Origin of the sequence: Microbulbifer sp. CAU 1566 (genome assembly GCF_023156515.1) — a bacterium.
Taxonomy (GTDB): Bacteria; Pseudomonadota; Gammaproteobacteria; order Pseudomonadales; family Cellvibrionaceae; genus Microbulbifer.
In genome coordinates this window covers 32,966-44,918 of record NZ_JALNMG010000005.1, presented here as the reverse complement: position 1 = coordinate 44,918, position 11,953 = coordinate 32,966, and the positions used below count along the sequence as shown (strand labels likewise).

The 11,953-nt window shown below is 54.4% G+C and carries 12 protein-coding genes; 7 read left to right on the top strand and 5 right to left on the bottom strand.

Going from position 1 to position 11,953, the window contains the following annotated elements:
• Positions 1-7: 7 nt before the first annotated feature.
• A complete protein-coding gene (locus tag M0G74_RS13135; RefSeq protein ID WP_248217819.1) occupies positions 8-1,048 on the bottom strand; it encodes a hypothetical protein in 1,041 nt (346 codons plus the stop codon).
• A 171-nt stretch (positions 1,049-1,219) separates the two neighbouring features.
• Between M0G74_RS13135 and M0G74_RS18385 the strand changes: the two genes are divergently transcribed.
• Positions 1,220-2,473 carry a DUF6538 domain-containing protein gene (locus M0G74_RS18385; protein ID WP_248217817.1) on the top strand — a complete coding sequence of 418 codons (1,254 nt, stop codon included), beginning with the start codon at positions 1,220-1,222 and terminating at the stop codon, positions 2,471-2,473.
• 2 nt (positions 2,474-2,475) lie between these two features.
• Positions 2,476-2,880: a DNA mismatch endonuclease Vsr gene (gene vsr / locus M0G74_RS13125; protein ID WP_248217814.1), complete on the top strand. Its 405-nt coding sequence runs from the start codon at positions 2,476-2,478 to the stop codon at positions 2,878-2,880.
• Between the two features lie 22 nt (positions 2,881-2,902).
• Here vsr and M0G74_RS13120 read toward each other — a convergent pair whose 3' ends face one another.
• From M0G74_RS13120 to M0G74_RS13110, 3 genes are read right to left on the bottom strand one after another with little or no spacing between them, the layout of a single operon-like run.
• Positions 2,903-3,664, bottom strand: coding sequence for a GIY-YIG nuclease family protein (locus M0G74_RS13120; protein WP_248217805.1), 762 nt, complete (start codon positions 3,662-3,664; stop codon positions 2,903-2,905).
• Between the two features lie 47 nt (positions 3,665-3,711).
• Positions 3,712-4,878, bottom strand: coding sequence for a DNA cytosine methyltransferase (locus M0G74_RS13115; protein WP_248217803.1), 1,167 nt, complete (start codon positions 4,876-4,878; stop codon positions 3,712-3,714).
• Positions 4,879-4,912: 34 nt separating this feature from the next.
• On the bottom strand, positions 4,913-5,188 hold the full coding sequence (locus M0G74_RS13110; protein ID WP_248217801.1) for an XRE family transcriptional regulator: 276 nt from the start codon (positions 5,186-5,188) through the stop codon (positions 4,913-4,915).
• A 401-nt stretch (positions 5,189-5,589) separates the two neighbouring features.
• Between M0G74_RS13110 and M0G74_RS13105 the strand changes: the two genes are divergently transcribed.
• The 5 genes from M0G74_RS13105 to M0G74_RS13085 all read left to right on the top strand — a co-directional run bounded on the left by M0G74_RS13105 (position 5,590) and on the right by M0G74_RS13085 (position 11,424).
• The gene (locus tag M0G74_RS13105) at positions 5,590-6,153 is read left to right on the top strand and encodes a recombinase family protein (protein ID WP_248217799.1); all 564 of its coding nucleotides are present in this window, start codon (positions 5,590-5,592) and stop codon (positions 6,151-6,153) included.
• A gap of 163 nt (positions 6,154-6,316) precedes the next feature.
• On the top strand, positions 6,317-7,744 hold the full coding sequence (locus M0G74_RS13100; protein ID WP_248217797.1) for a hypothetical protein: 1,428 nt from the start codon (positions 6,317-6,319) through the stop codon (positions 7,742-7,744).
• Positions 7,741-8,541 carry a hypothetical protein gene (locus M0G74_RS13095; protein ID WP_248217795.1) on the top strand — a complete coding sequence of 267 codons (801 nt, stop codon included), beginning with the start codon at positions 7,741-7,743 and terminating at the stop codon, positions 8,539-8,541. The genes M0G74_RS13100 and M0G74_RS13095 overlap by 4 nt, the downstream gene beginning before the upstream one ends.
• A 1,177-nt stretch (positions 8,542-9,718) precedes the next feature.
• Positions 9,719-10,144, top strand: coding sequence for a S24 family peptidase (locus tag M0G74_RS13090; protein ID WP_248217793.1), 426 nt, complete (start codon positions 9,719-9,721; stop codon positions 10,142-10,144).
• Positions 10,144-11,424 (top strand): Y-family DNA polymerase, encoded by a 1,281-nt coding sequence (locus M0G74_RS13085; protein WP_248217792.1) that lies wholly within the window; start codon positions 10,144-10,146, stop codon positions 11,422-11,424. Before M0G74_RS13090 ends, M0G74_RS13085 begins: the two co-directional genes overlap by 1 nt.
• Positions 11,425-11,528: 104 nt before the next feature.
• Here the strand turns inward: M0G74_RS13085 and M0G74_RS13080 are convergent, their stop codons facing one another.
• Positions 11,529-11,951 carry a DNA polymerase III subunit chi gene (locus M0G74_RS13080; protein WP_248217790.1) on the bottom strand — a complete coding sequence of 141 codons (423 nt, stop codon included), beginning with the start codon at positions 11,949-11,951 and terminating at the stop codon, positions 11,529-11,531.
• Positions 11,952-11,953: the final 2 nt, after the last annotated feature.

Sequence of the window (11,953 nt, the reverse complement as noted above, 5' to 3'; positions counted from 1 at the left end):
ATACGGGCTACTCGGGCGCTTCCTGTGGGTAAATTTCGTCCACCAGCGCCGTGATATTGGCCCGAAGCTGTTGTTCTAACTCGGCCATTTGTTCCGCCACCAGTTGTTCGATCAGGCGTTCCCGTTCACTTGGCGTCGGCTGCTTTTGTTCCTGTTCCTGTTCCTGTTCCGGCGCCGCAGCGGGTTCCTGGGCGATAGCCGCTGGCTCCGGGGAGGGGGCTGCTGGTTCGACCTCGGGACGCGGAATCCGGCCGCCCGTCAGGCGTGCGCGGATATGTGGGGGCAGGAACGGGTTTTCGGTCATTACCGGCACTTTGTGTTGGCTGGTTTTTTTAATCGGTGCTTCTTTTGCCGGTTCTTCTGCTACCGGCCCCTCTTTTACCGGTGCATCTGGTGCCCCTTTGGAAGTTTCGCGTGGCGCAGCAGATATTTGAGGCTCTATTACCCGGTCTTTCGGGCGTTGTTCTTTGGAATCCTCTTTGGAGCTCTCCTTGAGGGGAGCTTGTTGCTGCACGATCTCCTGCACACTTGGCTCCTCGCCTTGAGGGCCCTCGAACAGGCTGGGCTGAAACTCTTCGCGAGGCTCCTGTCGCTGTGCACTTAACTCTATTGGCTCCCTATCGGCCTCGATACGGACTTCCGCTGCTGGCGACTCCGGCGAGACGGTCTCAATCTGCGGTGCCGGTGTTTCGGGCTTGCGCGGCAGGTTCTGTAGCGGGCGCAGCAGTTCCAGGTCGGCGTCGCTCAGTTGCGAGGTCATCTCCTCGATCGGTTCTTCGTCGACCGGGCTGAACAGGATAGGCAGGTCGGCTTCCTGCAGCGGGCGCGGCGGTGCCAGTGGTGCGCGGTGTGATGGGGATGGGTGGCTACTTGCGCTGGCTGAGGGCTGATCGCTGCTGCCGGGGGAGGGTGTTGCAACCTGGTCGAGCAGGGGGATATCGGCTTCCATGTCACTGCCGAGCAGTTCCCTCAGGGAGTTGAGCTCGTTGAGCAACTCGTGGGAGGGCTGGCCGCGGTGGTGTTTTCTATTTTTCTTTCGACCGGACATGGTTGGCGTTTGCTGTGCGCTTTAGTTGGGAATTTTATGGGATTGTAACGGAAAGTTTCCTTGGCCGTCTGTGGGCCCCGTATCACCTTGTATCCCGCATGGCTGCTGGCCTTTGGTCTGCAAATGGGTATACACTTGGGTCTACATTTAAACAATCACACGGTGTATTACGTGCCACAATACCTGAAGCAGAAGCGGGGTCTCTGGTTGTTTCAGAGGCGAGTTCCCAAGGAGCTGCGTCATCTATACGGCGGCAAAGCCATGTTAACCAAAAGCCTCGGCACAAGCGATGTCTCAGTCGCCAAAACGATGGCCGCACGTATGGTTGCTGACATGGATGAGGCTCTGCGTCAGACCCGTTCCCAGCGTCCCCGTGATAAGTACCTTCACTTTCTGGCTGAACTTGAGCAGCGGGACACTCCCGATCTGAGCGAAAGGGAGGGCATGAACTTGTACGCCGAGATTGTAGAACGCGGTGGTTTGCCTGCTCTGGACGCGATTGCGACAAGACATGCTGGCTATGATGGCTCTCGCTACGGCGTCACGTTGATGGATTGTATCGAGCTATCTCAGAATCGCGCCAAATTGAAAGGTGCGACACAGAAGGTGATCGGCAACCGCAAACTCCATGCGAAGCAGTTTCTTGAACACCTGGGTCTGGTGGATATCCAGCTGGCCGAGATTAAACGGTCCCAGGTCAATGGATGGGTGGAGGCTATGGCTCTCGCCGGAGGTGCGAAGGGCACCATACAGCTGAAGGTGGGAACTCTTAAGACAATCTTCGATGATGCTGTAGACAAGCATGACGATTTGGTAACGGCTAACCCGTTTGCAAAGGTGGGTATTTTCGGGAAGGCGAAGCGGGGGAAAATACCGTTCAAGGACAAAGAACTGAGAGCGTTGTTGGCTGTTGATGACGACTACTTCACCCGCGCGTTGGCCTTCAGCGGTATGCGTGGGGGTGAACTGTGTGCTCTCCGTGGGACGGATATTAAGACCGACGAGGACACCGGCATCATGTACTTTGACATCACGAAGTCGAAGACTGAGGCGGGTGTGCGGCGTATACCTGTGCATCCCTTATTGGCTGAGTGGGCATCAGATAAAGCTGGAGACCCCGGCTTGTTGTATCAAGGCAAGATCAAGCCGGACAAGCCACAGCGTTCTACTGAGTTCATGAATAGGCGTAAAGATCGGGCTGGTATCCAGAGCGAGGCAACAACGCACTCTCTACGGGGGTTGTTTGCTACTGGTCTTGAGCAAGCCAATGTCCGCTCCGAGACCATTAAGCGCTTGATGGGGCATGTACAACAAGACCTTGCTTTCAGTGATTACTCTAAAGGATTGACCCTGATTGAGCTGAAGGAGGCGGTGGAGCAGCTTAGCACCGTAGGTTGCTACCGGGCTCTCACGGGGGTGGTTTAGCCGTGGATACTGTTTCGCGCAAGAAGCGAAGCGAGGTGATGGGGCGGGTCAAGGGCAAGGATACCCGACCAGAGATGGTGGTAAGACGGATGCTTCACGGCTTGGGATACCGATATCGACTGCATGCCCCGGAGCTTCCTGGTAGGCCTGACATTGTCTTCAGGCAGCGCAAGAAGGTGATCTTCGTTCATGGTTGCTTCTGGCATCGACATGACAACTGTAAGCTGGCCCGTATACCCAAAAGTCGAGTTGAATTTTGGACACAAAAGCTTACCCAGAATAAAGAGCGTGATCAGCGTAACCTTCAAGACCTCGTCAATAACGGCTGGAAAGTACTGATTATCTGGGAGTGTGAGCTCACAGACATTGTCGCGTTGAAGGCGAGGGTTCAGCAGTTCTTGGATTGATGCGGTAACGTGGGTGACACTATCAGGGGGTGATTACTTGCCCTGATTTATATGTCCTGTCTTCCTTGTATACGATTACGTATCCTGGGAGATTGGTGATTTGCCATTCATTTCCGAGAGCCTGTGCCGCCGCTTTTAGGTACGAGTCAACTGAGTCTCGGGGAAGTGGTGATGAAATTTTTGCATCTTCAAGGTCCTTGTGGGGCCTCTTTCCACTCTTTAGGAATCGAATTGTGTAGGGGGCTTGGTCTTTCAGCTGTTGTAGAAGGCTCGCAACAGAGATTTCACTATCATCTGTTGTAATCTCAAGCTCCAGAGACAAGTCTGCCGGGTACATGGCGTCGAAATGCTCATCTTTTACTTTCGATGTGTCCCGTTCTCTCCCTGGGTCGTTTGAGCCAAACCCGCTATGCTGCCAAGCTGGTCGGTGGCCTTTGTCCTTGTAGTACTTTATCAGCATTCCTTCGAGGTCTACTGCGGTGAAGACGTACAGTCGGATGGCCTTATATTTTACATCTTCGGGTGTCAGGTTTAGTCGACCTTTCACCTTGGTCGAATGTCGCTGTAATCTCTTTCGCAGCCCTGCATCTGAGTCGGTTTTCCCGATATACACCAGTTCTCCGTCCTTGAATAACTGGTACACCCCTTGTTCTTCTTGAACTGGTTTCAGGCCGTCTTCTGTAAGATCGCCAACCTGCATGTCCTCAAATACTGCGACCAACTCCTCCAGCAACTTCTGCGGAAGATTGAATTCAAGGTCTTCATAACATGTACGGTCGGACATAGTTACCCTCCAATTGAACAAGAGGATAACTATGCCACGATAAACGCTTAGCGCAAAACAGCGGCTACAGACTGGGCAACTACCTGAGCAAGTTTTACTGGTACGGCGTTCCCCAACTGTCGCATTGTCTCACTCCATGCGCCGTGAAAGACGTAATTGTCGGGAAAGGTCTGTATTCTCGCCGCCTCTCTAACCGTGAAATAACGAACGGAACCGTCGTCCTTCACGAGCATGTTCTCTCCGCCTGGGACACCATGTGCGCCAGCCTTGAGGGTCTTCGAGGGCTCGTCATAAGGACTGCCCGTATGCCCCTTGTACGATCTTGCCCCTGGGTTGAATACATGATTCGGTATCTCGAATAGACCGGGGCTACTTTTTTCTGGGTTCGGCAAGTCGCTGATCGCATCGCGAACAGTCACCCATGGTTGCCTACCAGGAGCATGTTTTTTCGCTGCCTCCAATCTCTGCAGTCGAGCCTCAATATTTGGTGGTGCCTGGGGGCGCTTCGACTTCGGAATCTTGTGTCTTTTCCAGTATTCCCCCGTTATCCACTTAGAGTGCAGGAGACCGTACTCGGAATGGGTGGGTTCAGGAAATGACCACTCTACCTTCAGGTCGGAACGAAACCCTACGATGAACACCCGTTCACGCTTTTGTGGTATGCCGTAGTCCGCAGCGTTAAGAAGCCGGAAACATACGTTGTACGTTGGGCGCTGTTTTCCTGAACTGTGCAGGGCCTCCAGTCGTCCCAAATGGTCTTCCCAAGATTCCTTTGCTCGCTTCGGCTTGTCAGGGTAGCTCAGCTGCAAGTAAATGTACTCGAAGTAGCTTGCGAAGCTCTGGCGTAGCAACCCCTTCACATTTTCAAAGATGAATGCCTTGGGCATGGCACGGTTCACAGCCCTAACGGCGACAGGGAACATGTCGCGCTCATCAAGGTTTCCCTTGTGTTTACCTCCGAGAGAGAACGGCTGACATGGCGGTCCCCCTGAGATGATCTCCACGTCGTCTACAAACGGAGTCAAATCGAAGTCTCGAGCGTCGCCGTCGAACAGGACGAAGTCCTCGCCGTGCGAATCATAGTGATGACGGTTCTCTCTGATGGTTTGACAGGCGTCCTTGTCCCACTCCACTACTGCCGAATGCTGAAAACCTGCATTGGCCATCCCCATTGCCAGTCCGCCCGCTCCCGCGAAAAGCTCGATACTGCTCATTGTCCACTACCCAATATGTGTTCCACAGGTCTTATCAATTGTCTTTCCCGTTGCATGGCTGCGCTCCTGATGGGGTGCTCCCTCGGGCTTTCTTTGGCTTCACATCGATACCTTCGATCACGCCTCTGAAGTCAATTTCTTTCTCGGCCATCTCCCCCATCAAGGTTGCGATGATCGCCAAGTGAGAGGGCACGTCAGGACGTTGGGCGTAATTCGAGATTGAGTTCCGATTCATACCTACGAGCTCGCTGAACTCGGTGACTGACAGCCCCGCTTTGCCAAGCTGACGCGTGAATTCTTTGTACGTCATAGGTTGATGGTATCGATGTTGAACTTATGGTCACATATTTTAGTGTGCATATCAAATATTTTAATGTGATTTATTTGCTTTGGCTGCCTGTGAGATTGCTTGATGTTGAGTGGAGCCAGCCGCGCAGTATAAGCGGATGATTTCAGCAAGAAAATTTCTGTGGGCACTCGATCGGTTCGGTCTCCCTGTTTCCCCCCGTGGCCCCCCCCTGTCGCCGTTAACAACTTACCGAAGTTTTCCCATGCCTGAGGCTTTTGCTTCGACGATGGGCGACTGCCCTGGCGATCATGCTCGTTCACCATACTGTACATTTTTGAATGCTACTCTTGACCCGTTCAATTACCGTTCATTATGATTGTGTTCATCAAACCTTTAGACGTTGGTATACGGAGATAATAACAATGACTGGACAGCGAATCGGCTACGCTCGGGTATCGACAGTTGGACAGAAGCTGGATGTTCAACTCGACGCTCTCAAAGACTGCGATCGCATCTATCAAGAGAAAGCATCGGGTGCCACTGCAGAACGCTCTCAGCTGAAGGAGATGCTTCGGTATGTGCGGGAGGGTGATGTGGTAGTAGCGACCAAGCTCGACCGTTTGGGCCGTTCAGTGGCCGACCTGGCGAACATCGCGAAGCAGCTGGAGGCCGATGGGGTTGGTCTGGTCATCCTTGATCAGGGCATCGACACCACCACTGCCGCAGGGAAGATGATGTTTCATATGATCGCCGCCGTTGCCGAGTTTGAACTGGCCCTTCGATACGAGCGACAGATGGAGGGGATCGCCAAAGCCAAAGAGAGTGGGGTGCAGTTCGGACGCAAACCTACTATTGATGCTGGCCGAGTCATCGAGCTTCGGGAGCAGGGGTTTAGCATGGGGAAAATCGCTGACCAAGTGGGGTGTAGTAAGGGTGCAGTCCACAAGATACTCGCTGCTGCTGTTCAGGCAGAGGTAACTGACTGATATCTGGAGCGAGTTACCTATGTAGTTATCATCAGTAGTTAACATCACCAGACAACAGCTACAGGCGGGCATACAGCCTACCAGAGCCAACTGAGAGACTGCTCAAAGAGGCGGGAGGCGAGCGGCGGGATATAGAAATGATTTAACAGTGAGTATGTGATTGATGAGTCTTCCTTCGGCCCCGCCACGTTACGAGTTCAATGAGAAGTGGTCCATTGAGTTGGATCGAAGGCTTACCAGTGCTGCTGGAGATTTGCCGTCAGACGAGCCCGAGCGGCTGTACACCTTTCATCCGCGTCTTGACGTGGGGCTGCAGGGACAGCAGGTCGACGATTTTATCCATTCCCTCTATCCGGATTTGATACGGCGGCAGAAAGCAACGCATCCGCCAGCTGTGCGCTGTGCTTTGTTCGCTATTGCTTGCTGTCGCTCGTACGAGAATGTCGGCTTTCTTCAAAAAACTACCACCACGTCCACGGCTGCCCCGAAGCGTTATGCACAGGCACCCTTTAAGCCTCCGTTGTTCGCCAAGATACTGAAAGAGCTGGCTGACAGGGGATATCTGGTCCGGCACAAGGGGTTTAAGACTGACCGGTTCCCCGAAGGCTTGACGACCCTCTGGTTGCCAACGGATAGCGGTAGGCGGCTGGTCAGGGATGTTACTCCCGGTGCATGCGTTTCCTTCTTGAGCGAGGGCAGGGAACTCGTCGTCCTGAAAAGCGAGGACAAGGTCGAAGTAGACTACGAGGACACGGACACTACCCGTGATATCCGGGCTCAGCTGGCACGTACAAATGCTGCGAGGGTGAAGTGCAGCTGGCGGTATCGCGCCATTGATCTGGACGATTCTGATGAGCACCGCAAAGCGAGCAACTATGACGATGAGGCGCTGGCGGCACTGAACGCCAACATCTCAGTTTACGAGAACGATTGGACGAACCTCGGAGCGGTTGATCTGGAGTGCAGACGTATCTTCAACGGCTCGTTTACGGCTGGGGGACGGTATTACTGCCCAGCACAGAACCTCCGCAAGATCGAGCGGGAGACGCTTGAGATCGACGGTAAGTCCACCATTGAGCTGGATTTCAAGAGCCACCAAGCTCGCATCCTGTATCACCTGAAGAGCTTGGACAGCCCCGAGGATTGCTATGACCTACCCGGTCGGCCTCGTGCGGTGTGGAAACATATCGGACAGCTCGCGATGAGTTGTAAAAGCCGTGGCGAGGCACTGAACAACCTCCGACGCAAGTACGAGATCGAGACCGATGAAGCGGAGGAGATGCTTGCCGCGTATCAAGATCGTCATCGCGATGTCGCAGACATCATGTTCCGGGCGAAGTGGGCAGAGCTGCAATACGCAGACAGCGAACTGACGCGCAGTATTCTTGACGGTGCCCTTGAGCAGGGTATTCCGGTCTTGCCGGTACATGACAGCTACATCACGTCTACGGAGCATGGGTCAGCCTTGGGCGAGTTGATGAGGCGTTGCTATCACGATGCTTTCGGTTACGAGGCTCGCATAGGCGGCTTCGACCACGAGTACACGCGTCAGCTCGTCAGTGAACTGGAGGGTCAGAACAAGAACCGATGAAGCAGTGTGAAGCACCAGGCTGTCAGCAGGCCGTTCTGGTCGATCCCAAGGGCGTCCAGCGGAGTCGGTACTGCCAGCGTCACAACACGCATAACAAGCGCCACGGCCATCCCACACGAAAGCAGCCGAGCCTCAAGTCCGACGCCAATATCCGTTTGTCCTTCCTTGCGGGGCAGCGTTGGGCGAGGCGTAACGACATCTCCAAGCTCATCGAGTGGTTTACCCACGAGATGCACGGAGCTGGCAGGTACACATTCAGCGAGCACCGCCACAAGCGCGAATACAAACCGCAGGAACTGTGGGCATTCCATCTGCAGCACCTTGTCAAAGGCTCTGTAACTGCCCCAGACCTTGCTATTAGGTTGGTTGGACTGAGCTGGGCGTGTGCATCAAATCCAGGGAGCTTTCACGGAGAGGACTTCACGCACATCTTCTTCGTGAAGCGTCTGCTGGGGTTGAAGCCCCTGCCCAGACACAACAAGGATGCGTACAGCGGCGAGACGCAGCCTTACGGGCCACTATCACTGTCGTTTGTGCGGTGGCTTGGCCCGCGTCTTGAGGCCGTTGGAGCGCAGGCTATCAGTGGGCACTTTGAGGAGCTTGTCGATACCGAGCGCCAGAGCCTGAAGCAGTCGATCAGCAACAAGACAGCGCAGCGGCAACTGGCTGCTGAAGCGAGTGCCCGTGCTCGGGCAAGGTATACGAAAAAGTTGGAGTCAGAGCGACGGCTGATGTGGGATATGAGTACTGGGCGATACTACTGGCAATATCCCGATGGACGGCTTGAACCCTGTTGAATTGCTAACCTGATCTATTGCTTCCGCAGTTGGTAGATACGAATCGGTTCGAGTTCCCCTGTATTCCAGATATGCGCCGGTCCTTTTCGCACTCCCAAGTATCAACTGGGTCTTGTCTATTCCAAGCGTTGAACAGTCGCACTTGGCTTTGGGACAGTGATAGTCCATAGGTTTCGGCCATGTAGAGGTAAGTTCTTGCGATATCACCTTTTCGATTTGCCGGCGGTTGCACCGCACGCTGCTTGAAGTCCACTCTGAACTCGACGTTCCCGTACTGCCCGAAATCATCTCCCAGCTCCGTGAAGCGGTAGTTTGACCGATCACCATTAAGTTCTCCTATCGCCGGTACGAGATTGTGCATGTCGGCCTCGGCCATGCGGAATATCTCGTCATTCCGGCTGCAGTTCTTCCTCCCACCGGTTTGCCAGCACTGTCTCTGATGACCGATGACCCAAGCAGGAACCACGTGCTCCCACTCAATACGGCTTCCCCTGTTAGCGTTCTTGCGAGGTTGATATCCGCAAGTAGCCCAGTCGGGCACAAGCTTCTTTCCCTGGCGGTGGTAGGTGCACCCAGAATAGAAGGCGATTTGCTCAGCTTGTTCCCGATATACCGTCGATGAGAGGACACGCTTCGCTTGGGAGAATGTAGTGATGGAGTTTCGATCACTCTTGAGTGAGACAGTCTCCACTGAAGGGGTGAGGGCGTTTGTGGGGCGGTGGCAATGGTACTCACCGCGCTTGCGGTCGTTATGACACCCTTCGGCATTAAGGCCCCCGCCATGAGGGAAGGCTAAGGCTGGGATGAGGAAGAGCGAGGCGGCAAGGATAGAGCGCATATACGTTCCGTTGTCGGTTTATTCTGCTGTTGGATATTGTGCCAAAAAACGGTCAGTTTTGCCTGAATCAGAGTCTTGACCCGAGCTCTTAGCTTGCCCAGAATGCTGTACATGAATACAGTGGTTTCGCCTCCCGTACCTTTCCTGCTTATCGCCGTCTCAGCTGGCTTTCCCTCGCCAGCAGCTGCCTATTCAGCTAAGCCCTTGGTCTTGGATGACTGGCTCTGGCCGACACGTTCAGCTTGCCAGTTGGCCCCTTGGGGCAGTGATGGACGTACATACCTCATGTTGGACTTGGCCATGCGACCCGTAGCTGGAGACCAGCTCTGGATTGCGGACATGGATGAATTGCTGGATTGGCCTTGTGAGGAAGCCTCTGAGCCCGGTATGGGCGTCGTGGTTGCCGCTACTATCCGTCTGTATCGTCGTCGGCCTGACCCCGGCCCCAAGCCTAAATCTGTGCACGACTGGTTAATCCGTCGTCCTTTTGCGACTTATCTCGTTAAAGCTGAAGGCTGCTCTATGACTGATCATGGGTTACACCATGGAAGTCTGCTGGTGGTGGACCGCAGCTGCGAGCTCCACGATGGTGATATCGTCATCGCAGGTTGTGCCGACGGCTTCCTGGTTAAGCAGTACCGAACAAAACCTGGCCGACTGGTGGCTGGGAATGCTGCATATCCCGATATCATTCTGGAGAGAGCTCCACAGTACGATCTGGATGGAGTAGTGATCGCCAGTCTCACTCGACGCAGAGGGGCTTGATGAAGCGCTGGGACTTACAGGCCGATCAGATCGCTCTTGTCGATGTAAATAACTTCTATGTGTCCTCCGAGAGAGCCTTCGACCCAAGCCTCCGACACAAGCCTGTCGCCGTCTATTCCAACAACGATGGCTGTGTGATCGCTCGGTGCGCTGACGTTAAAGCAATGGGCGTGAAGATGGGTGTCCCTGTGTTCGAGGTGAGGCAGTTGTTCCGTGAGCGAGGAGTGGTTGCTCGAAGCAGTAACTACACCCTTTACCATGACATGTCCTGCCGATTCGTTTCGTCGCTGGAGCAGTTCTGCCCTGACGTCGAGCAGTACAGTATTGATGAGAGCTTCCTACACTTCCACGGCTTTGGTGAGCGGCTGGCATCGCATAGCCAGCGGCTGGTAGCTGCCGTGCGCCAGTGGACCTCAATGCCATGCTGTGCCGGCGTCGCCCCTACGAGAACGTTGGCGAAGGCCGCGAATCATTTTGCGAAGACGCTGGGTGTGCCTGGAGGAGTGTTACAGATCGGTAGTGAGTATCATCGACAACAACTTTTGATGCAGTTGCCAGTCGGTGAAGTCTGGGGTGTTGGTCGGCGATTGTCTAAGCGACTCGGGGCGATGGGCATCAGGACTGCTTGGGAGCTTTCTAAGGCGCATCTGCCGACCATGCGAAAGGCATTCGGTGTAACTCTTGAGCGAACTGTAAGGGAATTGCAGGGGATATCTTGCATAGAGCTTGCGCCGATGGACCAAGCCAAGAACGAGATCGTATCTGGTCGTACATTTGGCAAGTTGCTACATGACTTCGATGCTTTGATGGCCGCTGTGGCTAACCATGTCTTACTCGCCAGTGAAAAACTCAGAGCTCAGCAGGGCGTGGCGGGGAGGTTGGTTGTGTGCATTCAGAGACGAAAGCCGGGAGGAGAGTGGCGGGAGATATCTACACACACTGAGTTGCGACCGGCGACGAATTCTCCTCCAGTACTTACGGCAGCTGCTCGAGGATGTCTTGGAGATATGTTCGATGATAGCTACGAGTATCGGCGGGCATCGATTATGTTGTCGTCACTGGAGGTTGATTCGGAAGTGCAGAATGACCTGTTCTCGAGCTCTCGTCGCGGGGACGACGGAGTACTGTCTGAGTGCCTTGCTTCGATCAATGAGCGGTTTGGTAGGGGGAAGGCTGTTCTCGGCAGTGCTCGTTTGTCGTCAGATTGGGAGATGCAGCGGGCATTTCTCTCACAAGCTTTTACTTCGGATTTTGGGGCGTTGCCAGTTGCTCGCGCATAAGCTGCTCTTGTCGGGAGGCTCTGCCCAATATCGTAGTGTCCCGGGTCTACAAATGTGTCTACATTTGGGTCTTCGATATCTCCTAACTTGTTGATTTTTCTATGTTAATTTATCTTGTGCGATTGTAACGGATATCCCCTGTCGCGAAAGTGACTGTATCGCGTTCTGGAGCGGGCGAGGGAGTCCGGGTGCTGGCAGACGATTTCCGCGAGGCGGTCGAACTGGCTGAACCAGGTGGGTATGTCGGCACAGAGGTTGATGAGCAGGCCGTGGTGTTGGCCGGGGTCTTCGCCGCTGTTGATTTCGATGGCGGCCTGCTGGTCGGCGTTTTGCGGAGCGTGGGGCAGGAAGCTGTCTTCCCGGAAGTCCCACAGCAGATCGTCGAATTTTTGTGCCTGTTCGGGCGTATCCACGGCAATCAGTACCCGCAGGCCGTTGCGGAAGGCTTTCTCGGCAAGGCGGCAGGCGAAGTTGTCGATTTCTTCCGGGTTTTCTGAAGGGAGGACGTAGAAGTCTATTCGGGTCATCA

Excerpts from the sequence above, each read along its gene's own strand:
- M0G74_RS13135 (WP_248217819.1), bottom strand. The coding sequence starts at position 1,048 with ATGTCCGGTCGAAAGAAAAATAGAAAACACCACCGCGGCCAGCCCTCC.
- M0G74_RS13120 (WP_248217805.1), bottom strand. The coding sequence starts at position 3,664 with ATGTCCGACCGTACATGTTATGAAGACCTTGAATTCAATCTTCCGCAG.
- M0G74_RS13115 (WP_248217803.1), bottom strand. The coding sequence starts at position 4,878 with ATGAGCAGTATCGAGCTTTTCGCGGGAGCGGGCGGACTGGCAATGGGG.
- M0G74_RS13110 (WP_248217801.1), bottom strand. The coding sequence starts at position 5,188 with ATGACGTACAAAGAATTCACGCGTCAGCTTGGCAAAGCGGGGCTGTCA.
- M0G74_RS13105 (WP_248217799.1), top strand. The coding sequence starts at position 5,590 with ATGACTGGACAGCGAATCGGCTACGCTCGGGTATCGACAGTTGGACAG.
- M0G74_RS13100 (WP_248217797.1), top strand. The coding sequence starts at position 6,317 with ATGAGTCTTCCTTCGGCCCCGCCACGTTACGAGTTCAATGAGAAGTGG.
- M0G74_RS13095 (WP_248217795.1), top strand. The coding sequence starts at position 7,741 with ATGAAGCAGTGTGAAGCACCAGGCTGTCAGCAGGCCGTTCTGGTCGAT.
- M0G74_RS13090 (WP_248217793.1), top strand. The coding sequence starts at position 9,719 with ATGGATGAATTGCTGGATTGGCCTTGTGAGGAAGCCTCTGAGCCCGGT.
- M0G74_RS13085 (WP_248217792.1), top strand. The coding sequence starts at position 10,144 with ATGAAGCGCTGGGACTTACAGGCCGATCAGATCGCTCTTGTCGATGTA.
- M0G74_RS13080 (WP_248217790.1), bottom strand. The coding sequence starts at position 11,951 with ATGACCCGAATAGACTTCTACGTCCTCCCTTCAGAAAACCCGGAAGAA.